Genomic DNA, 25,554 nt, shown 5'->3' with positions numbered 1-25,554 from the left:
AGATGCTGGTGTCGTAAAAAGCGCGAACCCATGAAAGCCCCCTTTAAAAAGCATGCGGCAACGTCGCGCGCCGTTCATTGCCCAACGCGCGGAAAAGAATTCGGATTTGTCGATTTCCGCTCAGCGGAAGCCCCGGCGGCGAGAATTAAAAATCTAAACAAAAGGAGTCAAGTTTGAATCTGACTTTTTTAGTCAAGTTATCGTGTGATGCGTAAAAGCCACACCTCGGGAGGCTTCCCTTCCCATCACCGCCATTCCCACATTACGTTTCCTTCGCTATTCATAACCGCACGGGCATATTCGAACTCTACAGAACGAACGGGAGCGGGGAACGCATGGCAGCCGTCAAATCGGATATCGAGATTGCGCGCGCCGCGAAGAAAAAGCCGATCGTCGAAATCGGCGCGCGGCTGGGGATACCGGCGGATGCGCTGGCGCCCTATGGTTACGACAAGGCGAAGGTCGGGGCCGATTTTATCGCCTCGCTTTCAGCTCGTCAGGACGGCAAGCTTATCCTCGTCACAGCGATCAATCCGACGCCGGCGGGCGAGGGCAAGACCACGACGACCGTGGGTTTGGGCGACGGGCTCAACCGCATCGGCAAAAAGGCCGTGATCTGCGTCCGCGAGCCGTCGCTCGGGCCCTGCTTCGGCACGAAAGGTGGAGCGGCCGGCGGCGGTTATGCCCAAGTCGTGCCGATGGAAGATATCAACTTGCACTTCACCGGCGATTTCCACGCCATCACGGCGGCGCACAACCTGCTCGCCGCGATGATCGACAACCACGTCTATTGGGGGAACGCCGAGAACATCGACGTGCGGCGCATCACCTGGCGGCGGGTGATGGACATGAACGACCGGGCTCTGCGCCAGATGGTTGCCTCGCTCGGTGGTGTGGCCAACGGTTTCCCGCGGGAGAGCGGGTTTGATATCACCGTCGCCTCGGAAGTCATGGCGATCCTCTGCCTGGCGTCGGACCTCAACGACCTCGAACGGCGGCTCGGCGACATCGTCGTCGGATACCGGTTCGACAGGACGCCGGTGTTTGCGCGCGACATCAAGGCCCACCGGGCGATGACGGTGCTGCTCAAGGACGCGATGCAGCCGAACCTCGTGCAGACGCTCGAAAACAATCCGGCCTTCGTGCATGGCGGGCCTTTCGCCAATATCGCGCATGGCTGCAATTCGGTGATCGCCACCAGGACGGCGCTGAAGCTCGGCGATTACGTGGTGACGGAAGCGGGTTTCGGGGCCGATCTCGGGGCGGAGAAATTCTTCGACATCAAGTGCCGCAAGGCTGGTCTGAAGCCTCACGCGGCGGTGATCGTCGCAACCGTCAGGGCGCTCAAGATGAACGGCGGGGTGAGGAAGGACGATCTTTCCGCTGAAAACGTCGAGGCGCTGCAGCGCGGATGCGCCAATCTCGGCCGTCACATCGCAAATGTGCGGAAATTCGGCGTGCCGGTGGTCGTCGCCATCAACCATTTCACGTCGGATACCGATGCCGAAATCGCTGCCGTGAAGGATTATGTGGCGCGGCACGGATCCGACGCCATTCTCTGCCGCCACTGGGCAGAGGGTTCGGCGGGCATCGAGGAACTGGCGGAAAAGGTGGTCGAGCTTGCCGAGGGTGGTCAGGCGAAATTCCAGCCGCTCTATCCCGACCATCTGCCACTGATGGAGAAGATCGAGATCATTGCTTCGAAAATCTATCATGCCGGCGAGGTGACGTCCGACAGGGGCGTGCAGGACCAGTTGAAAGCCTGGGAGGAACAGGGCTACGGCGACCTGCCGATCTGCGTCGCCAAGACGCAATATTCCTTCTCCACCGATCCCAACCTGCGCGGCGCGCCGGAAGGGCATGTCGTGCATGTGCGCGAGGTCAGGCTTTCGGCCGGCGCCGGCTTTGTCGTCGCCATCACCGGCGAGATCATGACCATGCCGGGCCTGCCGCGCGTGCCTTCGGCCGAGCGGATTTTCCTGAATGACGAGGGGTTCGTGGAAGGGTTGTTCTGATAGATTTCCGGCAGTGCCCAATCTGATTCACCGGCAATATCTGTAGCCGTCTTTCCTTTCGAGCACGTCGAGATGCAGGTGGTTCTGGTGTGCAGCGTCGCTGCCCGGTGACAGGACGGTCGTGAAGTGCAGGCAGGCGCCGGCGGTCGCGGTGCGCTGGAATGCTCCTTCGAGTGTGGAATCCTCGTCGCGTGACTTCATCTCCATCGTCTCGCCATTGTCGAGCCTGAAGGCGGCGACATCGATGGCGTTGCCGCGGGCGTGCTCGGAAATCTTGCCGGTCGACGCGCCGTTTCGCAAACGGCAGGCATAAGTGGAGCCGGGCGCAATGCCGACGATCTTCCGCCCCGGCATCGCGATGTTCATCGCAGGCTGGACGGTGTCCTTCAGCCAGTGCGCCATGGTCGCCGCGGTTTTGCATCGCATGGTGGCGCCGCCGAGGTCGACGCCTGGCAGGACTTCCGCGATCTCGACCGGATGTTCGATGCCGCAGCCATTGCCGTCGTCGATCGGATCGCCCGCCTCGAATTTCGCGCCGAGTGCGGAAAGTTCAGCCAGGCAGGCTTTCAGTTCTTCCGGATCCTCCTTGACGAGCGGGGGCGGAGGTGGTGGAGCTTCGGCCTCGTCTTCCTCCTTTTCCTTACCGTCGGGCTTTGGCCCATCATTCGGGGTGATCGTGGTGGCAGGCGCTTGCCGCGCCGGTTTTTCTTCAGGCTTTGGCAAAGGTGCGGGAACTTCGGCGGCCCCGGGCTGTTCGGATTTCATTGCGGGGGCTTCGGGTTCCGCGCTCCGAACGTCGGGCGCCGCAGCCTCCGGTGCCGGCTCGGTCCTTTCGGCCGGCTTTGCGGATGGAACAGGGCCGTGCTCCGGCAGGGTGGCGCCGAGCAAAAGCGGTATGCTCATCGCAAGCAGGCAAAGGGATCGCTTCATGCTTCTGGCTTCCTCCGGCAGGTTGGCGGAGGAGCAACGCATTTCCCTTCCGTTTGGTCGCATCGTGAGCCGAAGAAATTCGCTTGCGCGTAGCCGCGAGCCAAGCTAACAATTCCGCCCATGACGATTTCGATGAACATCGGTAACTGGTGGCCGGCACGCTTCACGCGGCCTTGACCAGTCATGTCCATCGACAAGACCAAAGCCGCCCGAGAACCGAGGCGGCTTTTTTATTGGCCGCACGGGGATCGGCGAACCAGATCGGAGAGACAGGACAATGGTAACGATCATTCGGGATGACGGTTCGGAAGTCTACGAGACCCGGGGAGGGATCACCGTCAGCCGGCAGCGGCGTGCGGCCGACTATGCGACGGCGATTTCCTCCTATGTCGACCGGCTCGACGAGCGGCGGGGCGCGGTCTTTTCCTCCAACTACGAATATCCGGGCCGCTATACCCGCTGGGATACGGCGATCGCCGATCCGCCGCTCGGGATTTCCTGCAACGGCCGCAGGGTGTGGATCGAAGCCTATAACGAGCGGGGCGAGGTGCTGCTCGGTTTCGTCGCCGACAAGCTGAAGACGGTTGCCGACCTGACGCTGGGTGAACAGACCGCTCGCCGGCTTGACCTTGCCGTCAACGAGCCGACGCGCGTCTTCACCGAGGAGGAGCGCTCCAAGATGCCGACGGTCTTCTCCGTGCTGCGGGCGATCGTCGATCTTTTTTATTCGGAAGCGGACTCGGCGATCGGCCTGTTCGGCGCCTTCGGCTACGACCTTGCCTTCCAGTTCGATGCCATCAAGCTCTCCATGGCGCGACCGGAAGACCAGCGCGACATGGTGCTTTTCCTGCCCGACGAGATCCTGGTCGTCGACCATCACGCGGCCAAGGCCTGGATCGACCGCTATGATTTTTCAAAGGATGGCGCCACGACCGAAGGCAAGTCGGCCGATATCGCGCCGGAACCTTTCCAGCGGACGACCACGACTCCACCGAAGGGCGACCATAAGCCAGGCGAATATGCCGAGCTTGTGGTGAAGGCGAAGGAGAGCTTCCGGCGCGGCGACCTGTTCGAGGTCGTGCCCGGCCAGAAATTCATGGAGCGGTGCGACTCGAAGCCGTCGGAGATTTCCAACCGGCTGAAGGCGATCAATCCGTCGCCCTATTCCTTCTTCATCAATCTCGGAAACCAGGAATACCTGATCGGCGCCTCGCCGGAAATGTTCGTGCGGGTCTCCGGCCGGCGCATCGAGACCTGCCCGATCTCCGGCACGATCAAGCGCGGCGAGGATGCGATCTCGGATTCGGAGCAGATCCTGAAGCTGCTCAATTCCAAGAAGGATGAATCCGAGCTCACCATGTGCTCGGATGTCGACCGGAACGACAAGTCGCGCGTCTGCGAGCCGGGGTCGGTGAAGGTGATCGGCCGGCGGCAGATCGAGATGTATTCGCGTCTCATCCATACGGTCGACCATATCGAAGGACGCTTGCGGGAGGACATGGACGCCTTCGACGGTTTTCTCTCCCACGCCTGGGCCGTCACGGTCACCGGTGCGCCGAAGCTCTGGGCGATGCGCTTCATCGAGAACCACGAGAAGAGCCCGCGTGCCTGGTATGGCGGGGCGATTGGTATGGTCGGCTTCAACGGCGACATGAACACGGGGCTGACGCTACGCACCATCCGCGTGAAAGACGGTATCGCGGAAGTGCGGGCTGGTGCGACGCTGCTCAATGATTCCGATCCGCATGAGGAGGAGGCCGAGACCGAGCTCAAGGCATCCGCCATGATCGCTGCGATCCGCGATGCCCGCACCGGCAATACGGCGAAGGCCGGCCGCGACGTGGCGCGGGTCGGGCAAGGGGTGAAGATCCTGCTCGTCGATCATGAGGACAGTTTCGTCCATACGCTCGCCAACTATTTCCGCCAGACGGGTGCCACCGTGTCGACGGTGCGCTCCCCGGTGGCGGAAGAGGTGTTCGACCGCTTCGATCCGGACCTCGTGGTGCTGTCGCCGGGTCCTGGCAATCCGAAGGATTTCGACTGCAAGGCGACGATCAAAAAGGCGAGGGCAAGAAACCTGCCGATCTTCGGCGTCTGCCTCGGCTTGCAGGCGCTGGCGGAGGCCTATGGCGGGGAACTCCGGCATCTGGCGCTGCCGATGCACGGCAAGCCGTCACGCATCCGCGTGCTGGAGCCGGGTATCGTCTTTTCCGGCCTTGCTAAGGAAGTGACGGTCGGTCGTTACCACTCGATCTTCGCCGATCCGAAGACGCTGCATCCGGATTTCATCATCACGGCGGAAAGCGAGGACGGCACGATCATGGGCATCGAACATGCCAAGGAACCGGTCGCGGCGGTGCAGTTCCATCCGGAATCGATCATGACGCTTGGAGGCGATGCCGGCATGCGGATGATCGAGAACGTCGTGGCGCATTTGTCGCGCAAGGCCAAAATCAAGGCGGCGTAAGAGTGTCTTCCGAGATCATTACGATCGAGCGCATTCGCGAAGAACATATCGAGAGCTTTCATAAGGCTCTCGATATGGTCTCTCGTGAGCGTAAATATCTGACCTTTCTGGAGGCGCCGCCGCTCGAGAGCACGAGAGAATTCGTGCTCGACATGATCGAGGGCGGCCATCCGCAAGTCGTGGCGGTGATGGGGGGTAAGGTGGTCGGCTGGTGCGATATCCGCCGCCATGCCCGCGAGACGCATGCCCATTGCGGAGCTCTCGGCATGGGCATCATTCCCGGGTATCGCGACAAGGGGCTCGGCAAGCGGCTGATCTGCGCCGCGTTGGAACTCGCGTGCGAGCGGGGCTTCCACCGCGTCGAACTGCATGTGCATGCGGACAATCCGCGAGCGATCGCGCTTTACGAAAAGGTCGGCTTCGTGCGGGAAGGCGTGGCGCGCGATGCAGTCAAGATCGACGGGCGGTTTATCGATGCGATACAGATGGCGGTGATTTTCGGGTAGGCTTTCGCGGACGTAGATATTGGAAGCTGCACCGGAGGCTTTTCGGGGAGGAACTCGTGACAGGTTGGGATGCGGTCTGGTTTTTCATCATATCCTTCACGATCGCGGCCGCTCTTCCGGGGGCAGGCCAGGGTGCGCTGATCGCTCAGGTCATGTCCCGCGGCGGCCGCAATGCTGCTCCGTTCGCGATCGGTATGGTGTCCGGCAATTTCCTGTGGTTGACAGCCGCCGTGCTGGGCCTTTCGCAATTGGCGGTGCGCTTCGAGCCGGTATTTATTGCGGTGAAATGGCTTGGTGTCTGCTATCTGATTTTCCTCGCCTTCAAGCTCTGGAATGCCGGGGCAATGCCCTCGGTTCCGCGCGAGGCCGACAAGGCGCAAGGCTTTCTTTCCGGGGCCTTCCTGACGATCGGAAATCCGAAAGCAGTGGTCTTTTTCGGTGCCATCCTGCCGCACGCCTTCGATATGGGCGCGCTGTCCCTCCAGCAGTTGAGCTTCATCCTGATCGGCGGCGTGTCCATCGATCTTGCCGTTCAGACCGTATATGTCCTAGTGGCCGAGCGAGCCCGCCGACTGGTGCAATCAGAACGCCACATGAGGATCGTCAATCGCTGCTCCGCCGGAATCATCACGGGCTCGGCCGTCATGATCGCTTCGAGAACGTGAGGATGAGCGCTGAGCCAATCGTGGCGCAAAAAAGGTGATTGAGCGGGGCTGATATCGCCTTTGACAAACCTTTCCGCCTGAGTCATACACCCCGCCATTCGAAACCGCCGGAGCGAGACGTCCTCGCTCCGGCGGTTTCGGCGTTTTGGATCTCAGGTCCTGCAAATCGTTCGCATGCGCATAAGGAATTGGTGATGGTATCGGTAAGGGTTGACCCGATCGTCGAGCGGCTTGCCTTCTGGGGCATTCCCATGTCCTTCGCCGTCATGGGGCTGAAGCTGCTTGCCTGGTGGGTGACGGGCTCGGTGGCGTTGCTTTCGGACGGGCTGGAATCGACCGTCAACGTGGTTGCCGCCTTCATCGCCTATTTCGTCATCCGCTATGCGCAGCGCCCGGCCGACGAGGATCACCAGTTCGGCCATTACAAGGCGGAATATTTCTCGGCTGTGATCGAAGGCGCCCTCATTATCGTGGCGGCGCTGCTGATCATCCAGGAGGCATGGGGCGCGTTGTTTTCGCCGAAGCTTCTGGATGCGCCGGTGCTTGGTCTGGCGATCAACGGGTTGGCGGCGCTCGTCAACGCCGGCTGGGCGACATTGCTGATCAGGGTCGGCAAGGCGCATCGCTCGCCGGCGCTGACGGCGGACGGCCATCACGTCATGTCGGACGTGGTAACGTCTGCGGGCGTGTTTGTCGGCCTTATCCTCGCCGTCATGACGGGCTACGCGCTTCTCGATCCGGTGCTCGCCATCCTGGTTGCCTGCAACATCCTGTTCCAGGGATACAGGGTGATTTCGCAGTCGGTCGGCGGGCTGATGGACCGGGCGCTCGAGCCGGACGAAGAGGCGGCGGTGCGCGAGGCGATCACGACTCATTCGGAAGGCGCACTCGGCGTACATGATCTCAAATCGCGGCGCGCCGGGGCGGCCGCCTTCATCGATTTCCATCTGGTCGTGCCGGCCGGCATGAGCGTCGATGAGGCACATCGGATCTGCGACCGCTTGGAAGATGCGATCAAAACGATTATTCCCGAGGCCACATTGGCGATCCATGTGGAGCCCGAAGGCGAGCGCGCCCATGGACAGAAGGTAGACGTCGAAGGAACTGGCAAATGACGATGACGGATGTGAGCGGGCTTTCGCAGCTCGGATCGAAAGTCGAGGCACCGCAGAGCCCGGAAGCCGCGGTTCTCGAAAAGGTGCCGAACGGCAACCAGGGCACCGACTATGTGGTGCGCTTCACCGCGCCGGAATTCACCTCGCTCTGCCCGATGACCGGTCAGCCGGATTTCGCGCATATCGTGATCGACTACATTCCGGACGGGTATCTGGTGGAATCGAAGTCGCTCAAGCTCTTCCTGCATTCCTTCCGCAACCACGGCGCCTTCCATGAGGACTGCTCGATCTATATCGCCAGGCGGATCGTCGACCTCCTCCAGCCGAAATGGCTGAGGATCGGCGCCTACTGGTATCCGCGCGGCGGCATTCCGATCGACGTCTTCTGGCAAACCGGAGAAGCGCCGGCCGGCGTCTGGCTGCCGGAGCAGGGCGTGCCGACCTATCGGGGGCGTGGTTAGTTACACGTCCATCGAATCGTCGGTATCGAAGTCGCCGTTGTCGAAGTCCTGCTGGTCATCGGCCAAATCATCGCTGCCGTAATCGGCCTGCTGCCATCCGTCGTTTGAATTGGCGTCGTTGGTGTCGCGGTCACCGGTATTATCGCTGTCAGAAGCTTCCCGGATCGCATCATCACCGTAATAGTTGTTGATGACGGTTTCCCCAGTCGGGGTGTTGCCGAAGGGATTGGCGCCTTCCGAAGGCGAACCCCAGCCAAGCGACGACATGTGGCTGCCAAAGATGCCTGAAAGCGAATTGGCGAGCAGCATGCCGCCCGCAACGCCGGCTGCGGTGCTGAGCGCGCCGCGCAGAAAGCCGCCGCCGGCGGAAGATGCAAGGGCCTGGCTTCCCCAGGGGCCGGAAGATGGCGGCGGGACGCGATAGCCATCGTCTTGGTCCCGGTTCGTCCGGTAGCTTTGCCGGGGCGCATGGCTCCACGGGCCGGAAGAGGGGCCGGGCGCGGGATGTTGGGATTGGCTCGAACCGAAGACGGAACTCAGGAAACCGCCGCCTTGTTCGGCGCGATGATGTTCGCTCTCGCCGGCTTCGAGCTCATGGATCCGCTCTTCGAGTTCCTTGATGCGGTTGGCTGCGGCTTCCAGGCCCTTTTCCTGCACGATGACGGCCTGGGCCAGATAGTAGGTGGCATAGGGCTGTTCACGGGTTGCCTGATCGATGAAGCCTTCCGCTTCGCGATCGCGTGGTGTTGCAGATGCCGTCCGCACACGATCGAAAAGGGTGGTGAGAAGCTGGCGTTCTTCCGGTGACATATCTGCCTCCTTGAGGGCGGTTGCCATGATCAGGGAGGTAGAAAGCGATTTCGGCTTTTCCAAGCCAAAATCGCTTAAATCCTTGTAATCTTCCGCTCAGCCGAAGACCAGCGAGAGGCCGGCAAGCGCGGTGAGGCCGCCCAGCATGCGGGTAAGATTGGGCGCGAAGCGGGAGATGCTCAGGCCGAGCGCGATGCCGGCCACATGCAGGAGCGCAGTGGCGACAACGAAGCCGACCCCGAACTGCAATGCGCCGGCAGAACCAAGCTCTCCGCCATGCGCATGGCCGTGGAAGAGTGCAAAGAGGCCAACGATCACAGCGCCGACCACGGTCGGCAGGTGCGACGCCATGGCGACCAGCAGGCCAAGTGCGATGACGGATGCCAGGATGGCCGGCTCGACGAAGGGAAGCGCCACGCCTGCAAGGGCGAGCACAAAGCCGACGGCCATGGTGCCGACGAAAGCGGAGGGGACGGTCCACAGCGCCTTGTTGCTCTGGTCTTGCCGGGCGATCTGCGCCGCCCAGAGGCCGACCGCGACCATGACCAGAATATGATCCACGCCGAACAGCGGATGGGAAACGCCCGCCATGAAGGAGCCGTGCTCCACAGGATCGAGATGGGCGAGGGCGGGTGCCGCGGCGGCTGCAAAAATGGCGGCGGTGAGTGAAAGGCGTTTCAGCATCGTGATCCCCTTGAAATTATGAGTATGCGAAATGACATCGGAGGATAGGCAAGCCTCTTCCGCGTGTCTATCGCCAATTGGCTATCCTGGAGCGCTCGGGATACGTCATTCACCTTAGCTATCAGAAGGTGGGAGTCTTAGACTTCCTCTCCATTGTCTTACGGCGGCGAACACATTATGTCCCGTATCATGAATCCCATGCAGGAGACTGTGACCGTGATGAACGACGAAGACGAAAACGACGAAAAGACGAAAGAATTGCCGCTCGGCAAGGAGACGGAGGCGAATCTTTTCAAGTCGCGTTCGATCTTCATCTATGGACCGATCACCCAGGAACTGGCTCAGAAGGTCTGCACGCAGCTCGTGGCACTCTCCGCCGCCAGCGACGATGACATCCGCATCTATGTGAACTCGCCCGGCGGGCACGTGGAATCGGGCGATTCGATCCATGACATGATCAAGTTCATCAAGCCGAAGGTCTGGATGATCGGCACGGGTTGGGTGGCATCGGCCGGTGCACTGATCTATGTCGCCGCGCCGAAGGAGCGTCGTCTCGCGCTGCCGAATACCCGCTTCCTGCTGCACCAACCGTCCGGCGGCACGCGGGGCATGGCATCCGATATCGAGATCCAGGCGCGCGAGATCATCAAGATGAACGAGCGGCTGATCAAGATCTTCTCCAAGGCCACAGGCCAGTCGGAGGACAAGATCGCCAAGGATATCGACCGCGACTACTGGCTCGGCGCAGAAGAGGCCAAGGACTACGGCCTTGTGTCTCGGATCATCACCTCACAGAACGAAATCTGACGCGTTTGAATTCCTAAAGACGGAGCCCCGCCGGTATTGCCGGCGGGGCTTTTTTGTCTCAGAGGTTAGGCCACCTGCGGCCGCCAGGCGATGACGCCTTCGGTGCGGGCTCGAATCTCAGGTGAAGCAAGGCAGGTCGCGACGGCTTCAAAGCCCGGCGCGCCCGGATAGGGCATCACCCGGACCGGCGGATTGTGGTTGGCCGGGCAGTGGATGATCGCCTCGTCAGGGCCGACGGCGGCGAGATCGAGGATAGCCGACGAGCGCGTCAGCATGAAGAGCGGGCATGCATCGGATCTGCGACTGCGCAGATGCGCGATGACGGCCTCCTGCGTGGCCTGATCCAGTCCCTGTTCGATCATATCAATGACCAGGATGGCCGCATCGTCGGCTTCCAATGCGGCGACGAGCTCGATCAAGGCCGGCGATATCGTTGCGCCGTCCTCGACAAGCCACGCCAGCGCTTGCTCGACCCGGGCCTTCAGCGCAGGATCGGCTTCCATTCGTGCCCGTGCCCCGGCTGCGTTGTCCGCGGCGCGATCGAGATCGAGAAAGACGGTGTTGGGAAGGTGTTCAGCAATCGCCTTGGCGAGCCGCGTCTTGCCGCTGCCGAGCGGGCCGATGATGTAGTTCAGCGGCTTGATGTCCGTGAGCTCGAACCGTTCCCCGCCCCAGGGCCAGGGCAGGTCGAAGGCGGCGACCACCTCGGCTGCTGGTTTGGTCAGCCGCACGAGTTCGTTGAGCTTTGGCGGATGGCCTTCGGCCAGATCGGTGCGGAGTGTGCGAACCGTCCGGACCGTCTCGGCGATACGGCGGGCTTCGGTTTCAAGTCGTATCTGGTGCGCGGCAAGCACCGGTTCCAGGCCTTGCGGATCGCCCTTCAGAATCCGCGCCACCTGGGTGAGGCTGAGGCCGAGCGCTCTCAGTGCTGCGATCTCGGCGGCACGAGCCAATTCGGCAGGGCTATAGGTCCGCCAGCCGGCTGACGTGCGGACCGGCGAAACCAGGCCGCGCTGTTCGTAAAGGCGGAGCGCCTTTGGAGATATGCCGAGCCGCTCGGCGGCCTTGGACGCATTCAGATATTGTGCGGTAGACGTCAAGGAATCACCTCGTAGGTTGTTGACCGCTTCTCTATCGGGGCAGCCCCAAGGGCCGGGTCAACCCTGTTTGTGAGGACACGGCGGATTATCGATCGCCGCCATTCATTTCGCCCATGACTTTTCGCCGACTGCCGTACCCTTATGCCGCAAACGCGCCTTGCCTTTCCCGCAGGGCTTATGCTCGATAGCGATTTTCGTGTTCACGAGTCCCGCCCGAGATGTTCAAGGATTTTTCCGTATCCGCCCTGATGATGGGCCTGCTTACCGCCTTCGTCGGTTTCGTCAGTTCCTTTGCCGTCATCATGCAGGGATTGCAGGCGATGGGCGCGACCTCACCGGAGATCGCTTCGGCGCTGCTTGCGCAATCCGTCTCGATGGGCCTGCTGGCGATCGTCTTCTCAGCCTGGTTCCGCATGCCGATCAGCATCGCCTGGTCGACGCCGGGTGCCGCGCTGCTTGCCGGCATCAGCGTGATCGAGGGCGGATTTCCCGCAGTCGTTGGCGCTTTCGTCGTCTGCGGTGCGTTGATCGTGCTCTCGGGCCTCTTCCGGCCGCTTGGCCGGGTGATCCGCATGATCCCGGCGCCGCTCGCCAACGCCATGCTTGCCGGGATTCTGCTGAGCCTTTGTCTCGCGCCGGTGAAGGCGGTGGCGTTCAATGCCGCGCTCGGCCTGCCGATCGTGCTCACATGGATGGTGGTGGTTTCGCGCTGGCGGCTCTGGGCCGTGCCGGCGGCACTCGTTGCACTCGTGCTGGTGCTGATCTTTGGGGTCGAACTGCCGGCGGATACGATGGAACAGATCGGTGCGGCGATCCATCCGGACCTCACTTTCATCGAGCCTGTCTTCACCTGGAGCGGGATCGTTTCCGTCGCAGTGCCGCTTTTCATCGTCACCATGGCGTCCCAGAACATTCCGGGCATCGCGATCCTCAAGGTGCATCATTACGAGCCGCCGCCGGGTTTGCTGTTTGCCGGCACGGGCATCTTCTCGATCCTCGGCGGGCTCACCGGCGGCGTGCCGGTCAACATGGCGGCGATCACCGCTGCCATGTGCGCCAGCGAGGATGCCCATCCCGATCCCGCAAAACGATACTGGGCGGCGATTGTCGGCGGTTTCGGCTATATCGGACTCGGTCTTGTCGCCGGTGGCATCATAGCCTTCGTGTCGCTGGCGCCGCCGATTCTGCTGCAGGCGGTAGCAGGGTTAGGTCTTGTCAATGCTTTCTCTAGCGCGGCCTTCGCAGCCTATCGGGAACCGGAAACGCGTGAGGCTGCGGCGATCACCTTCCTCGTTACCGCCTCGGGAACCTCGTTTGCCGGCATTTCCGGTGCGTTCTGGGGGCTGGTCGCCGGCGGTGCGATGATGGCGCTCAAGCATTTCATGCAATCGCCGAAAAAATAATCGGGCACTTGCCTCAAAATCCGGTCGCGGCTATACATCCGCCCATGACCATGACAGGCGCAATCATGTCTGACCGTTTGCCGACCAGCCGCATCGCGGCCGGGGCAACGGTTATTGCGCTTTCCTCGCTTCTTAGCCTCGACCTTACGCGCGGTTGCCGGGTCCGTTGAGGAGCGCCCGGCGGCCGATCAAGCCCGCCGGCGTAAGAGCTCCTCTCACAAACGTTCAAGACCGATCCACATCAGACCGTTAAAGGTCCGCATTGACAATGGCTTTGCCCCGGAGGGCGCCAAGCGATGCGTGAAGCGAGAAGAGACTCCAGATCATGGACGCCAAGACCCAATCTCCTGAAATGCCGACCGTGAAACACGGCATGCCGGAAGCGGCGATGAAATACCGCGCCTATCCGACAATCAACATTCCCGACCGCACCTGGCCGTCGAAAACCATCACGAAGGCGCCGATCTGGTGCTCCGTCGACTTGCGCGACGGCAACCAGTCGCTGGTCAATCCGATGGGCCACGACCGCAAGGCCCGCATGTTCCGCCTGCTGCTCGACATGGGCTTCAAGGAGATCGAGGTCGGCTTTCCCTCCGCTTCGCAGACTGATTTCGACTTTGCACGCTGGTGTGTGGAACAGGGCGGTGTGCCGGAAGACGTTTCCATGCAGGTGCTGGTGCAGTGCCGGCCGGAGCTGATCACCCGTACCTTCGAGGCGCTGGAAGGCGCACACCAGCCAATCATCCATTTCTACAATTCCACCAGCGAGCTGCAGCGCCGCGTGGTGTTCGCCAAGGACGTCGCCGGCATCAAGCAGATCGCCGTCGATGCGGCGAAGATGATTACCGACATGGCTGCAAAAGCAGGTGGCGGCTATCGCTTCCAGTATTCGCCGGAGAGTTTTACCGGCACCGAGCTGGACGTGGCCCTCGAGATCTGTAACGCTGTGATCGAGGTAGTGAAGCCGACCGCCGACAACAAGCTGATCATCAACCTGCCGTCGACCGTCGAGATGGCGACGCCGAACATCTATGCCGACCAGATCGAATGGATGTGCCGCAACATCGACAACCGCGAGAACATCATCATCTCGCTGCATCCGCATAACGACCGCGGCACCGGCATCGCGGCGACGGAACTGGGATTGATGGCGGGCGCAGACCGCGTCGAAGGTACTCTGTTCGGCAATGGCGAACGCACCGGCAATGTCGATATCGTTACGCTGGCGCTCAACATGTTTACCCAGGGCGTCGATCCGGAACTGGATTGCTCGGATATCGAGCGGATCAAGGCCGTCTATGAATATTCAAACGAGATGAAGATCCCGGAGCGCCACCCTTACGTTGGAGAACTGGTCTACACGGCCTTTTCCGGCTCGCACCAAGACGCGATCAACAAGGGTATGAAGGCGATCAGGCAGGCCAACGACCCCCATTGGGAGGTACCCTACCTGCCGATCGACCCGCGCGATGTCGGCCGTTCTTACGAGGCGATCATCCGCATCAACTCGCAGTCCGGCAAGGGGGGCATCGCCTATATCCTGCAGGAGGATTACGGACTGAACCTGCCGCGCAACCTGCAGGTCGAATTCCGCGAGGACATCCAGCGGATCACCGACGAAGAGGGCGTGGAGCTTCCTTCCAAGCGCATCTATGACCGTTTCATCGAGCGCTACGTGGAACAGCCCGGCGCGCGGCTGAAATTCGTCGACCATCACACCTATCCGGCGGGCGCGGAACACAAGGGGATTCGGATCGTGGCAGCCGAGATCACCGATCGCGGCGAGACGAAGCGCATCGAGGGGAAGGGGACGGGGCCGATCGACGGATTTATCAATGCGCTCTCGACCTATCTCGGCATTGACATGTCAGTCGCGGATTATTCCGAGCACTCGCTGCAGCACGGCTCCAACGCTTCGGCCATCGCCTATGTGGAAATTGAGTATCCGGGCGGTAAGCTGTTCGGCGCCGGCATCAACACGAACATCGTCGCGGCTTCGCTGGAGGCGATCGTTTCGGCGGCGAACCGGGTGCTGGCGACGAAGGGACAGGCCATCACCTGATCGGCCGCAAGGCCGTGCAAAGGTCGCCTTGAAGGGTGGCCCTTGTGGCTCCCGACCACTCAACGGTTCAACCTCGCTTCCGACAGCCGGGGCGCGGGTGGCATTTGTGTCGCCGGTATCACGCCCTATTCGGTCTGTGCGCCTGTCGAAGCTTCAGCACAACCGACGCTTGTGCGCAACGGCTGCAGGCAGGTTCGTGAACGGCACTCAGGCGGAGCATGACCATGAAATCAGAAGAGGATTACAGCGAAGTCGTTGAATGGCGGCGCGACCTGCACGTCCATCCGGAACTGCTCTACGACGTTCACAGAACCGCTTCGTTCGTCGCAACGAAACTCGAGGAATTTGGGTGCGACGAGATCGCCACTGGAATCGGCCGGACCGGCGTTGTCGGTGTCATCAACGGGCAGAGGCGGACAAGCGGCAAGGTCATCGGGCTGAGGGCCGACATGGATGCCTTGCCGATGGAGGAAATGACGGGCCTGCCCTGGGCCTCGAGAACCCAAGGCAGAATGCATGCCTGCGGTCACGACGGCCACACCGCCATGCTGCTCGGGGCTGCGAGGGAACTGGCGGGGACGCGTCGTTTCGATGGCACCGCAGCCGTCATCTTCCAGCCGGCCGAAGAAGGCGGCGCGGGCGCAAAGGCGATGATCGACGACGGGCTGATATCCCGGTTCGGTATCGATGAAGTTTATGCCATGCATACCGAGCCCGGGCTGCCGGTCGGTCATTTCGCGACCGCCAGCGGACCGATCGGAGCATCTGCGGACGGTTTTCGCATCCGCATCGAAGGCAAGGGCGCACATGGTGCTTCGCCGCATGCGAGCATCGATCCGCTCGTCGTCGGAGCCAACATCGTTCTGGCGCTTCAGACCATCGTGTCGCGGAATATCGATCCGATGAAATGTGCCGTGGTGACCGTCGGCGCTCTGAACGGCGGCAAGGCCGGCAACGTCATCCCGCAATTCGCTGAGCTCACCGGCACGACAAGGACTTTCGACCCGTCGCTGCGGGGTCTCATCGAGACACGGGTAATCACCATAGCCGAGAAGGTGGCGGAAGCCTACGAGGCGAAGGCCAGCATACGCTACAGGCGGATGTATCCGCCGACGGTGAACCACGTTCGCGAGACGCTGTTTGCGATCAATGTGGCAACGGCCCTAGTCGGGGAGGCGCATGTGGACGGCGAGCTTACGCCGCTCATGGGATCGGAGGATTTCGCGTTCATGCTGGAGGAGGCGCCGGGCAACATCATGCTCATCGGCAACGGTGAGACTGCTTCAGTCCACGATCCACGCTACGACTTCAACGATGCGGCGATCCCGTACGGCGTGGCCTATTTCAGATCATTAATAGAGGACGGAATGCCGCTGTAGGGAGCAAGACAAGCCAAGTTCGACAAGACTGCCCTAAATCAGCCCCGCAGCCTTGGCTGCGATGTCGTCCAGATCGGCGGCGGAGGAGGGGCCGACGACCATGTAGGTCGCAAGCGGGGTCACCCAGGAAACGAGGCCCGTGTCATTGCGGATCTCCTCGATCGAGCGGTTGCCTTCCAGCCGGGTCTTGGTGAAGGAAATGGCGACCACGTCGCCGTCCCCATCGCCATCGGTGCGCCGGTAGAGAAGCTGGCCGACCGGCACGTCGCCGGCGGCGAACAGACGTGCCCCCTGAAAGGTCAAGCCGCTGTCGCTGAGATCGGGAATACGGAAGCCGACGCCGGTATTGGTCGTCAGCCATTCGAGAATATCGGCCGGCCTTTCAGCGGGTATCTCCGCAAGATGATCGGTCTGCCTCGCATAGAGCCGATAATGGGCTATGATATCGTCCAGCCAGTCGCGGCCGTTCGCAGCAGTCGCTGAAATCAGTTCAGTCTCCGATGCGACGGGGCGGGCGCCAACGAGGTATCCGATCCCGCCACCAAGGAGGAAAAGAACAAGGCAGGTGGCGGCGATCTGGGGGCCGGAGGGCTTGAACGAAAGTGTCGGATGGGGCGCGTGCGGCAGGCGGATGGCCTTGCGCGGCAGCGCCGCATTCCTGATGGCGCGGACGAGATCGAGCGGCACCGGTTCCTTCAGCATGTCTTCGAAGGCGCGCCGGCCGGTTTCGGCCCCATGCTTCAGCGCGTCGTGCAGCGCCCGGGCCTGCGGGTCGTTGACCAGCAATTCCTCGACATCCTGCCGGTCGCGTTCGTTGGCCTGTCCGTCGATATAGGCGGAGAGCTGCAGCTCAAGCGGCGACGGTTTGAAAGTTCCCATAATCAGGCTCGACGCTCGCTTGTTGCTGTGCCGACCGAGGAAAGCTTCAGACGGGCGGCACAGAGCCGGGCCACGAACTGATCGGTCGGGATGCTGAGGATCGCAGCCCCCTCGGCATAGGTAAAACCCTCCACGTCCGCCAGCAGCAGGGCGCTCGCGAACCCTTCCGGCATGGACAGAAGCGCATTCGATGAGTTGTGATTTCCGGGGGCGTTTCCGCTATCGGCCGCATCCGGATCCACCCGTTTGCGCTTGCGTGCTTCGTCCGCACGGCTGCGCATCATGCTGAAGAGCCAGTTCTCCAGCCGGTCTTCGCCTTTCCAGTGATGACTCTTCTGGATTGCCCGGTCGGCGACCTCGCGTACCAAAGCATCCGCTTCCGGCGCATTTCCCGTCAGCGTCAGCGCGAAACGGCGCAGGCGCGGCAGGAGGGCGACGAGGTCGCGCCGAATATCGGTCGATAAGCTCGCTTGGTTCATGGACGAGGACGCTCTCGCGGTTGCGTTACAATGACGGCTGCAAGCTACTAGCTATGACCCGATTGTGGCGATTCCGCAACAATCATAACATTGATTCTACAACATTCTGGCCGCTTCGGGAATCGATGCCGTAGCCGGGAGTTCGCCGTAGAGAAGCCGGCTGTTGTCGAGTGCGACGCCATCGCCGTTCTCCGTCAGGCTGTGACGCTCGCACAGAAGATTCCAGGCGCCTGGTTCTCCCGACAGCGTGAAGAGGTTGTAGGCCGCGCGCGGCTTGTGGCCTCCCGGGCCTTGCGAGGCGGAGGCTATACCGACGACCGGTACCTGGCCGTGATGGCTCGTCAGCCAGTAGAGCGTGTTGAGATGTGTGTGGCCGTGCAGGACCAGTTCGGCCCCGCCGGTGGAGATGGCGGCAGCGAAGCGCCGGATACCGATCATGCGCTTGTGCGAGGACGTGGCGCGATGGATCGGTGGGTGGTGGATCAGCACGACGCGGAACAGGCCTTCCTCGCCGGCTTTCTTAAGGAGGTCTACCGTCTCGCGCGCCTGCCGGGGACTGTAGTATCCCGAAGCGGAAAAGGGGGGCGTGGCGTTCGAGGTGGAGCAGCCGATGATCGCGACCGGCCCGCGCCGGCGGAAGGTGGGGAAGACGTGGTCGTCTTCCGGCCATTCCGCGGGCCCGTCATCGCTCCTGATGAAGGGATACCAGGCCTTGACCGACTTGTCGTGCGCGCCCGGCACATAGGCGTCGTGATTGCCAGGTACGACAGTGGTCTCGATCGGGTCGCCGATCGTCTCCAGCCATTCACCGGCAAGCCTGATTTCGATACTGGTTGCAAGATTGACAAGGTCGCCGGTTACGACCAGATGATCCGCTTCATGCGTCTTCAAATCGCTTAAAAGCAGGTCGAGGGTGTTGACGAAAAGGTGCTTGCGCCGGTTGCGATGCCAGTTCACAAAACCTGTAATACGCTTCGAGAAAAGCTCGCGGAGCGAAAGTCTTGGAAGCGGTCCCAAATGGATATCGGAAATATGCGCGAATTTGAACATGGCGCACACATAACGCATCGTCGGGGGAATCGTTATCGATTTCTCCGGCTGCTCTCGGAGTTATGAATGAGTGAAGAGGGCATTCCGGAGATCCGCGGTTTTCGGAGCAGAGCGATGGTCTGGCTGGCGCATCGGTTCTTTATCCTGAAGCGCGGCATGACGCTCGGCGTGCGCGCCGCCTGCTTCGATGCGGAAGGCCGTATCTTCCTTGTCCGCCACACCTATGTCGCGGGATGGTATATGCCGGGCGGCGGCATGGAACGGCATGAGACCGCGCTCGCGGCACTTCGCAAGGAATTGCGCGAAGAAGGCAATCTTGAAATCTGCGGAGAGCCCGAGCTTTTCCACGTCTACTACAATCGCAACACCGGCCGGCGCGACCATGTCCTGTTTTATCAGGTGACGGTGAAGCAGACCGAACCGCGTATGCCCGACATCGAGATCGCCGAAAGCGGCTTTTTCGCACTGGATGCGCTGCCAAAGGATGCGACGGTGGCAACGCGAAGGCGTATCAAGGAGTTAAGCGGAGAGGCTGAGAAATCGGATTATTGGTGAGGGGCAGGTTATTCACGCCGCTTTCTTCAATTTCTCCCGTCCATGCGGCGTATCGAGATCGATCGTCGGGCCTACGGGTACGATGCCGGTCGGGTTGATGGTCCGATGGCTGCCGTAATAGTGATGCTTGATATGGAAGAGGTTGCAGGTCTCGGCCACGCCCGGATGCTGGTAGAGGTCGCGCAGGTAGCCGGAGAGGTTGGGGTAATCGGCGATGCGGCGGATGTTGCACTTGAAGTGGCCGACATAGACGGGATCGAAGCGCAGCAGGGTGGTGAAGAGCCGCCAGTCGGCTTCGGTCAGGCGGTCGCCGAAGAGGTAACGGCTGCCGGCAAGCCGCTTTTCCAGTGTATCGAGCGTTTCGAACAGGCGATTGACGGCCTGTTCATAGGCGTCCTGCGCGGTGGCGAAGCCGGCCTTGTAGACGCCGTTATTGACCGTGTCGTAGACAAGGGCGTTCAACTTGTCGATCTCGTCGCGCAGATCTTTCGGATAGAAGTCCGCCATTGAGCCAGTGAGGGCGTCAAAGGCGCTGTTGAACATGCGGATGATTTCCGAGCTCTCGTTCGAGACGATCGTCTGCTGCTGCTTGTCCCACAGGACCGGCACGGTGACACGACCAGAATAGTTCGGATCGGCTTTCAGATAGACCTGATAGAGATAATCCGAGCCGAAGAGATCGTCGCCCGTGGCGCCTTCGTGTTTCTTGAACTCCCAGCCGTTCTCCAGCATCAGGTAATCGACGACAGAAACGGAGATCAGGTCCTCCAGTTCTTTCAGCTTGCGGAAAATCAGCGTGCGGTGCGCCCACGGACAGGCATAGGAGACATAGAGGTGGTAGCGCCCGGCTTCCGCCTTGAAGCCGCTCCGGCCGGAGGGGCCGGCGGAACCATCGGCCGTTACCCAGTTGCGGAACTGCGACGCGGCGCGTTTGAAATGGCCCTTGCTTTCTTTCGTATCGTACCAGACGTCCTGCCATTTTCCATCGACGAGCATGCCCATGGCGGTCTCCTTCGGTTCCTTTGTGGCAATAGATACGCAGACGGCGGAAGATTGCGAGGCATGAATTTATGAACGCTGCGTTTTTGCATTGGACGAGCGGAAAATTTCCTGATACGTGCGTTTCCGCAAATTTGGAGACTGTTTTTCCCAATGGCTGAAGCACGAGCACTGCGACGACGTTGATCTTTTGACAAGGCGCCTTTGAAGGGCGTCATCGAGATTGTCTGTCCTGTCCGCTCCTTTTTCTACGGCTTCGGTCCATCCATGTCCCAGCACGAACTTCTGCATAAACACGAACTTGTCTATCTCACCGAGGACGCATCCCACGATGACGTCATTGAGCTGATCAATGCCGAGGCCTTCGGCCCGGGGCGGCATGCCCGCGCCGCCGCACGTATCCGCGAGCAGGGGCCGCATGACCGTTCACTTTCGTTCGTCTGCACCGACGACGGCGAGACGATCGCGTCGGTGCGGATGACGCCGGTCCTCGCGGGCGGCGTGAGGGGCCATCTCCTTGGACCGCTCGCGGTTCGTCCATCGCACAAGAACCGCGGCATCGGGCGGGAACTGGTGCGGATTGCCATCGAAGCGGCCAAGCGCAAGGGTTCGGAAGCGGTGATCCTGGTCGGCGACCCTCCCTATTATGGCCCGCTCGGCTTCGAAAAGGTCGCGTACAACGCGCTCGAATTCCCGGGACCTGTCGATCCGGGCCGCGTTCTGGTCGTTCCCATTTCAGCAGATGTGCATGCGCGTCTCAGGGGAACGATCGGCTGGCGTCCATAGGACAATTCCATTAAGCCTCTACCGGTGCGTCGGCTGTGACAGACGGCGAGATTCGGCAGAACGCATTCCGTGTCCTGAAACCGCCGCGTGTTTCGGGACATGCAGGGCTAGGGGGCAAATGCATGACGGCTATCACGATGGATGAGGCACTCGACCGTGCGGGCGCGGGGACCTACCAGCGACGACTGATGGCAATCTTTGGCCTTGTTTGGACTGCGGATGCGATGCAGGTCCTGGCGGTCGGCTTCACCGCGGCGTCGATCGCAGCGACCTTTGGTCTCACCGTGCCGCAGGCGCTGCAGACCGGTACGGTCTTCTTCCTTGGCATGCTGCTTGGCGCCATGGGCTTCGGCAGGCTTGCCGACCGGATCGGCCGTCGCCGGGTGCTGATCGCCACCGTAGCCTGCGACGCTTTGTTCGGCACGCTTTCCGTCTTCGCGCCCGATTTCACCATCCTGCTCGTGCTTCGCTTCCTGACCGGGGCGGCAGTCGGCGGCACGCTGCCGGTCGATTACGCAATGATGGCGGAGTTCCTGCCCGCCAGGAACCGCGGCCGCTGGCTGGTTCTGCTGGAAGGCTTCTGGGCGATCGGAACGCTGATCGTAGCACTCGCCGCATGGGCGGCCAGCCTTGCCGGTGTTGCGGATGCCTGGCGCTATATCTTCGCGGTGACGGCCATTCCTGCGCTCGCCGGTGTCGGCCTTCGTTTCCTCGTACCGGAATCTCCGCTCTACCTGGTGCGTTCCGGCCGCAGCGACGAAGCCAGAGCGATCGTCGATCGAATGCTCGTCGTCAATGGTCATCCGCAGCTTGCTTCTGGCACCAGTCTCGTTCAGCCGCCTCCTGTCGCGGCGACCAGTATCTTTTCCCCGGAACTGCGCCAGCGCAGCATCATGATCCTGGCGATCTGGTTCCTCGTTTCGGTTTCCTATTACGGCGTCTTCACCTGGATGCCGGCCAGGCTCGCCAGCGAAGGGTTCGGCTTTGTGCGCGGCTACGGATTCCTCGTGCTGGTCGCGTTGGCGCAACTGCCGGGATACGCACTCGCCGCCCACGGTGTCGAAAAATGGGGGCGCAAGCCGACGCTGATCGGTTTCTGCCTGCTTTCAGCGCTCGGCTGCCTGCTTTTCGTCATGGCACCTTTCGCCCTCCTGATCGGGATCGCCCTGCTGCTGATGAGTTTCGCGCTGCTCGGCACCTGGGGTGCGCTCTACGCCTATACGCCGGAACTCTATCCGACGACCTCGCGAGCGACCGGTATGGGAGCGGCGGGCGCCATGGCGCGACTCGGCGGCCTGCTTGCTCCTTCGCTGGTGGGTTATGTCGTCGCCCAGGGGCTTGGTCTGACGATCGGCATATTCGCCGGCCTCCTGGTGATCGCCGCCGTGGCAGCCCAGCTGATCGATACGGAAACGCGTCAAGCTTCCCTGGCCTGAAGCGTTTCCGGATCCGATCAGAACCGCTTTTCCAGCCAAGTCACCGAATGGCCTCCCGTGAGGCCCTTCAGACTGCCGATCTCGCTGTAGCCCTGCTTCCGATATAACTTGAGCGCCTGCGGGTTCATGGTGTCGATATAGGCACCGACGCAGCCACGGGCGTGGGCTTCGGCTTCCGCCATTTCCAGCATCCGGCCGGCAAGGCCTCGGCCGCGCAACTCCTCGGGGATATAGAGCATCGAAATGTAGAGCCAGCCGCGACCGGTATAGCCCGTCAACCCTCCGACGAGTTTGCCGTCCGGATCATAAAGCGGCACGGCAAGCTCTCGGCGGTCGCTTCGCCCGAAGGTCGCGACGTTATACTCCCTGAGCCGGTCGAGGATGATCTCCTCGTCCTCCGGCGTGACACCTTCGATAAGTTTCAGTTCGATATCCATGGGGCTACGCCTGCTCGTCCTAGGCGCGAATCGATAACTTAAAGCTCTTTCTTTAGGAAGATGCGCGTGCGACCCTTGGGAAAATCGGGCAACTCACCGAAAATCTCGTAACCCTGGCGCATATAGGCCTTGCGGGCGACCGGGCTGAACGTGTCGATCCAGGCGCCGTGACAGCCGCGGGCGCGGGCCTCCCGTTCGGCCTCCGTCAGGAGCTTGCCGGCCATTCCTCCGCCGCGCAGCGCGTCGGGAATGAAGAGCCACTGGGTGAAGAGCCAGCCCCAGGCGGTATAGCCGGAAAGGCCGCCGATCACCTTGCCCTCGATATCGCGGATCAGAACAGCGAGCGGCTTGCGCTCGGACGGGCCGACGTCAGCATCGTTGAAGGCAGCAAGTCCTTCGCCGATCGCAGCCAAATCCTCGGCGCGAGGCGAGGCGGTCACTTCGAGCTGAGACATCCGTCTACCGACCCTCGCGCCACCACATGGCCGAAACCGCAAGGAGCAGGCCGGCAAGGCCGGCGAACCCGGCAAATAGCGGCAGCGTGTTGATGCCGCGCAGCACCGTCTCGTCCGTCAGACGGATCACCAGGCGGTCGGGGTCATTGACGCGCACCTCGCCGCGGACGGGCAGGATGTCCGGCAACGAAACACTGTCTCCCGACGCGACACGGGTAACGAGGCCATGGGTCTTGTCGGCATAGGGTTTCAGAGTCTCCTCGGTCGAGATCATCGCCTTGAATTCCGGGGCGTCGACCGCACCGACATGGACAAGGGTCGAAAACTGGCCATTGGTCACCTCGAAAAGGCCGGTTTCCTCCATGCGACGCTCCAGCCGATATTCACCGGGACCGGCGGCCGTCATCGGCACGGATTCGGTTCGGCCTGACGGATATCTGATCGTCGCAGGTCCCGGGTCGTCACCAATCGTCTGGCGCGTCGCTTCCAATGTGCGACCGACGGCACGGGCTGTCAGCGCCTCTTCCTCCAGCTCTGGCTCCTTCATCAGCCAGTGGGCGATGCGGCGGTAGAGCGAGACGTGCGGACCGCCCCCTTCGAAACCGCGCGCCCACAGCCAGCCCTGGTCGGAGAGCAGCATGGCGACACGGCCTTCGCCCTGGCGGTTCAGGACGAGAAGCGGACGGTTGCCGTCGCCTTCCATCACTGTCTGACCCTGCGGCGTATCGACGTCGATAGTACGGAACCAGCGGCCCCAGGAGGGCGGGGTTTGGTTCGAACCGTCGAGCCCTCGGGTGACCGGATGCTTCTGTCCCGCTTCCGACAAATGCGGATAGAAACCGGCATTGTGGACCTCGCCGGTCGGGGCGGCGGGCAGGACCTGTTCGAGTGGCGTCGAGGCGATCGAATCCTCGCCGGCATGCTCGGGGCCGGCGGCAATCAGCAGTGCACCGCCGTTCTGCACATACTGCGCGATGTAATCGTAATAGAGGATCGGCAACACGCCCCGATGCTTGTAACGGTCGAAGATGATCAGATCGAAATCCTTGATCTTTTCGACGAAGAGCTCGCGGGTCGGGAAGGCGATCAGCGACAGTTCGTTGATCGGCGTACCGTCCTGCTTTTCCGGTGGACGCAGGATGGTGAAGTGGACGAGGTCAACCGAAGCGTCGGATTTCAGGAGGTTGCGCCAGGCGCGCTCGCCCGCATGCGGTTCGCCCGAGACAAGCAGGACGCGAAGATTCTGGCGGATGCCGTCGATGACGTGGACGGCGCGGTTGTTGGCGGTAGTCACTTCACCGGGAAGCTCGGCGACCGAGAATTCCATGACGTTGTTGCCGCCGCGCGGGACAGTGAAGGGGAAGGGCGTTTCCGCACCAGGTGTTGCCTGCAGCGTGGCGATCTGCTGGCCGTTCATCCGCACCGTCACCTGCGCGGTGCCGCCATTGGAGCGGCCGTCATCGAAGACGCGGAGCGTGAGTTCCTGTTCCTCGCCGACAATGCCGAAACGCGGCGCCCGTACCACTTCGACGCGGCGGTCGAACTCGTCCGGCTGGCCGGTGATCAGGCCGTGGACAGGGGCGTTGAAGCCGAGATCCTGATTGATGCCGGGAAGATCGTGGATCTGGCCATCGGTGAGGAAAACCGTGCCGCCGATGCGAGCCGGGGGGACATCGGAAATCGCGGAGCGCAGAGCGGTGAAGAGCTTTGTCGACGGTGTGTCGGAATCGCCGTCATCGGCAACTTCGACGACACGGGTTTCGATGCGCGGGTAACGGGAGAAGCGGTCCTGCAGGCTCGCAAGCGCTTCATCCGTCTGTTCTTTCCGCCCAGCGGTATCCTGGCTTTGGGAGCGGTCGACGATGATCGGCACGACGGTCGAGAGCTGCTCGCGGTCTTCCTGCATCAGCGTCGGATTGGCAAGCGCCAGAAGCAGGGCGGCGAGCGCCAGCGTGCGCAGCGTCGCCCCGCGCACGCCGCGCCAGAAGGCAAGCGCAGCGAGGACGACGGCGAGCACGCCGAGACCGGCAAGGATCGGCCAGGGGAAGAAGGGGGCGAATTCGATGGTCATCGT

24 protein-coding genes are annotated in these 25,554 nt (G+C 61.8%); 13 read left to right on the top strand and 11 right to left on the bottom strand.

Annotated features, from left to right (window positions below; all coding sequences use genetic code 11):
* Positions 1 to 335 precede the first annotated feature (335 nt).
* Positions 336 to 2,015: a formate--tetrahydrofolate ligase gene (locus J2046_RS17850; protein ID WP_210054100.1), complete on the top strand. Its 1,680-nt coding sequence runs from the start codon at positions 336 to 338 to the stop codon at positions 2,013 to 2,015.
* A gap of 27 nt (positions 2,016 to 2,042) precedes the next feature.
* On the opposite strand, the gene J2046_RS17845 is transcribed toward J2046_RS17850, so the two are convergent.
* On the bottom strand, positions 2,043 to 2,945 hold the full coding sequence (locus tag J2046_RS17845; protein WP_210054098.1) for an extensin-like domain-containing protein: 903 nt from the start codon (positions 2,943 to 2,945) through the stop codon (positions 2,043 to 2,045).
* A 277-nt stretch (positions 2,946 to 3,222) separates the two neighbouring features.
* On the opposite strand from J2046_RS17845, the gene J2046_RS17840 reads away from it, so the two are divergent.
* The 5 genes from J2046_RS17840 to queF all read left to right on the top strand — a co-directional run bounded on the left by J2046_RS17840 (position 3,223) and on the right by queF (position 8,159).
* Positions 3,223 to 5,412: an anthranilate synthase gene (locus J2046_RS17840; protein WP_210054096.1), complete on the top strand. Its 2,190-nt coding sequence runs from the start codon at positions 3,223 to 3,225 to the stop codon at positions 5,410 to 5,412.
* Between the two features lie 2 nt (positions 5,413 to 5,414).
* Entirely contained in the window at positions 5,415 to 5,918 is a 504-nt protein-coding gene (locus J2046_RS17835; protein ID WP_210054094.1) for a GNAT family N-acetyltransferase, read from the top strand.
* Positions 5,919 to 5,974: 56 nt separating this feature from the next.
* A complete protein-coding gene (locus J2046_RS17830) occupies positions 5,975 to 6,583 on the top strand; it encodes a LysE family translocator (protein ID WP_210054092.1) in 609 nt (202 codons plus the stop codon).
* A gap of 194 nt (positions 6,584 to 6,777) precedes the next feature.
* Positions 6,778 to 7,698: a cation diffusion facilitator family transporter gene (locus J2046_RS17825; protein WP_210054090.1), complete on the top strand. Its 921-nt coding sequence runs from the start codon at positions 6,778 to 6,780 to the stop codon at positions 7,696 to 7,698.
* A complete protein-coding gene (gene queF, locus J2046_RS17820; protein WP_210054088.1) occupies positions 7,695 to 8,159 on the top strand; it encodes a preQ(1) synthase in 465 nt (154 codons plus the stop codon). Before J2046_RS17825 ends, queF begins: the two co-directional genes overlap by 4 nt.
* On the opposite strand, the gene J2046_RS17815 is transcribed toward queF, so the two are convergent.
* Positions 8,160 to 8,969: a DUF2076 domain-containing protein gene (locus tag J2046_RS17815; RefSeq protein WP_210054086.1), complete on the bottom strand. Its 810-nt coding sequence runs from the start codon at positions 8,967 to 8,969 to the stop codon at positions 8,160 to 8,162. It abuts the gene before it with no gap.
* Between the two features lie 96 nt (positions 8,970 to 9,065).
* Positions 9,066 to 9,653 (bottom strand): HupE/UreJ family protein, encoded by a 588-nt coding sequence (locus tag J2046_RS17810; RefSeq protein WP_210054084.1) that lies wholly within the window; start codon positions 9,651 to 9,653, stop codon positions 9,066 to 9,068.
* A gap of 219 nt (positions 9,654 to 9,872) precedes the next feature.
* On the opposite strand from J2046_RS17810, the gene J2046_RS17805 reads away from it, so the two are divergent.
* Complete coding sequence (locus tag J2046_RS17805; protein WP_210054082.1) at positions 9,873 to 10,460, top strand: ATP-dependent Clp protease proteolytic subunit; 588 nt, start codon at positions 9,873 to 9,875, stop codon at positions 10,458 to 10,460.
* Between the two features lie 65 nt (positions 10,461 to 10,525).
* Here the strand turns inward: J2046_RS17805 and J2046_RS17800 are convergent, their stop codons facing one another.
* Positions 10,526 to 11,560, bottom strand: coding sequence for a MerR family transcriptional regulator (locus J2046_RS17800; protein ID WP_210054080.1), 1,035 nt, complete (start codon positions 11,558 to 11,560; stop codon positions 10,526 to 10,528).
* A 218-nt stretch (positions 11,561 to 11,778) separates the two neighbouring features.
* Between J2046_RS17800 and J2046_RS17795 the strand changes: the two genes are divergently transcribed.
* From J2046_RS17795 to J2046_RS17785, 3 genes are all read left to right on the top strand, one after another.
* The gene (locus tag J2046_RS17795) at positions 11,779 to 12,963 is read left to right on the top strand and encodes a benzoate/H(+) symporter BenE family transporter (RefSeq protein ID WP_210054078.1); all 1,185 of its coding nucleotides are present in this window, start codon (positions 11,779 to 11,781) and stop codon (positions 12,961 to 12,963) included.
* Positions 12,964 to 13,288: 325 nt separating this feature from the next.
* On the top strand, positions 13,289 to 15,025 hold the full coding sequence (gene leuA / locus J2046_RS17790) for a 2-isopropylmalate synthase (RefSeq protein WP_210054076.1): 1,737 nt from the start codon (positions 13,289 to 13,291) through the stop codon (positions 15,023 to 15,025).
* Positions 15,026 to 15,249: 224 nt separating this feature from the next.
* The gene (locus J2046_RS17785) at positions 15,250 to 16,404 is read left to right on the top strand and encodes a M20 aminoacylase family protein (RefSeq protein ID WP_233469950.1); all 1,155 of its coding nucleotides are present in this window, start codon (positions 15,250 to 15,252) and stop codon (positions 16,402 to 16,404) included.
* A gap of 33 nt (positions 16,405 to 16,437) precedes the next feature.
* On the opposite strand, the gene J2046_RS17780 is transcribed toward J2046_RS17785, so the two are convergent.
* From J2046_RS17780 to J2046_RS17770, 3 genes are all read right to left on the bottom strand, one after another.
* Complete coding sequence (locus tag J2046_RS17780; RefSeq protein ID WP_210054072.1) at positions 16,438 to 17,283, bottom strand: anti-sigma factor family protein; 846 nt, start codon at positions 17,281 to 17,283, stop codon at positions 16,438 to 16,440.
* A gap of 2 nt (positions 17,284 to 17,285) precedes the next feature.
* A complete protein-coding gene (locus J2046_RS17775) occupies positions 17,286 to 17,762 on the bottom strand; it encodes an RNA polymerase sigma factor (RefSeq protein ID WP_210054070.1) in 477 nt (158 codons plus the stop codon).
* Between the two features lie 96 nt (positions 17,763 to 17,858).
* Positions 17,859 to 18,812, bottom strand: a complete 954-nt coding sequence (locus J2046_RS17770) for a metallophosphoesterase family protein (RefSeq protein WP_210054068.1) — start codon at positions 18,810 to 18,812, stop codon at positions 17,859 to 17,861.
* 66 nt (positions 18,813 to 18,878) lie between these two features.
* Between J2046_RS17770 and J2046_RS17765 the strand changes: the two genes are divergently transcribed.
* A complete protein-coding gene (locus J2046_RS17765; RefSeq protein WP_210054066.1) occupies positions 18,879 to 19,367 on the top strand; it encodes an NUDIX domain-containing protein in 489 nt (162 codons plus the stop codon).
* 12 nt (positions 19,368 to 19,379) lie between these two features.
* On the opposite strand, the gene J2046_RS17760 is transcribed toward J2046_RS17765, so the two are convergent.
* Positions 19,380 to 20,369: a glutathione S-transferase family protein gene (locus J2046_RS17760; RefSeq protein ID WP_210054064.1), complete on the bottom strand. Its 990-nt coding sequence runs from the start codon at positions 20,367 to 20,369 to the stop codon at positions 19,380 to 19,382.
* Positions 20,370 to 20,651: 282 nt separating this feature from the next.
* On the opposite strand from J2046_RS17760, the gene J2046_RS17755 reads away from it, so the two are divergent.
* Complete coding sequence (locus J2046_RS17755) at positions 20,652 to 21,152, top strand: GNAT family N-acetyltransferase (RefSeq protein WP_210054530.1); 501 nt, start codon at positions 20,652 to 20,654, stop codon at positions 21,150 to 21,152.
* A 122-nt stretch (positions 21,153 to 21,274) separates the two neighbouring features.
* Entirely contained in the window at positions 21,275 to 22,588 is a 1,314-nt protein-coding gene (locus tag J2046_RS17750; RefSeq protein WP_210054062.1) for an MFS transporter, read from the top strand.
* 17 nt (positions 22,589 to 22,605) lie between these two features.
* Here J2046_RS17750 and J2046_RS17745 read toward each other — a convergent pair whose 3' ends face one another.
* Genes J2046_RS17745 through J2046_RS17735 form a run of 3 tightly spaced genes read right to left on the bottom strand, consistent with a single transcriptional unit; the run spans position 22,606 to position 25,551 of the window.
* A complete protein-coding gene (locus J2046_RS17745) occupies positions 22,606 to 23,025 on the bottom strand; it encodes a GNAT family N-acetyltransferase (RefSeq protein WP_210054059.1) in 420 nt (139 codons plus the stop codon).
* Between the two features lie 38 nt (positions 23,026 to 23,063).
* Positions 23,064 to 23,480: a GNAT family N-acetyltransferase gene (locus J2046_RS17740; RefSeq protein WP_210054057.1), complete on the bottom strand. Its 417-nt coding sequence runs from the start codon at positions 23,478 to 23,480 to the stop codon at positions 23,064 to 23,066.
* 4 nt (positions 23,481 to 23,484) lie between these two features.
* The gene (locus J2046_RS17735; RefSeq protein WP_210054055.1) at positions 23,485 to 25,551 is read right to left on the bottom strand and encodes a hypothetical protein; all 2,067 of its coding nucleotides are present in this window, start codon (positions 25,549 to 25,551) and stop codon (positions 23,485 to 23,487) included.
* Positions 25,552 to 25,554: the final 3 nt, after the last annotated feature.

Source organism: Neorhizobium petrolearium (assembly GCF_017873175.1).
Lineage (GTDB): Bacteria > Pseudomonadota > Alphaproteobacteria > Rhizobiales > Rhizobiaceae > Neorhizobium > Neorhizobium petrolearium.
The sequence above is the reverse complement of the archived record's forward strand: the minus strand, read 5'-3'. Positions and strand labels throughout refer to the sequence as shown.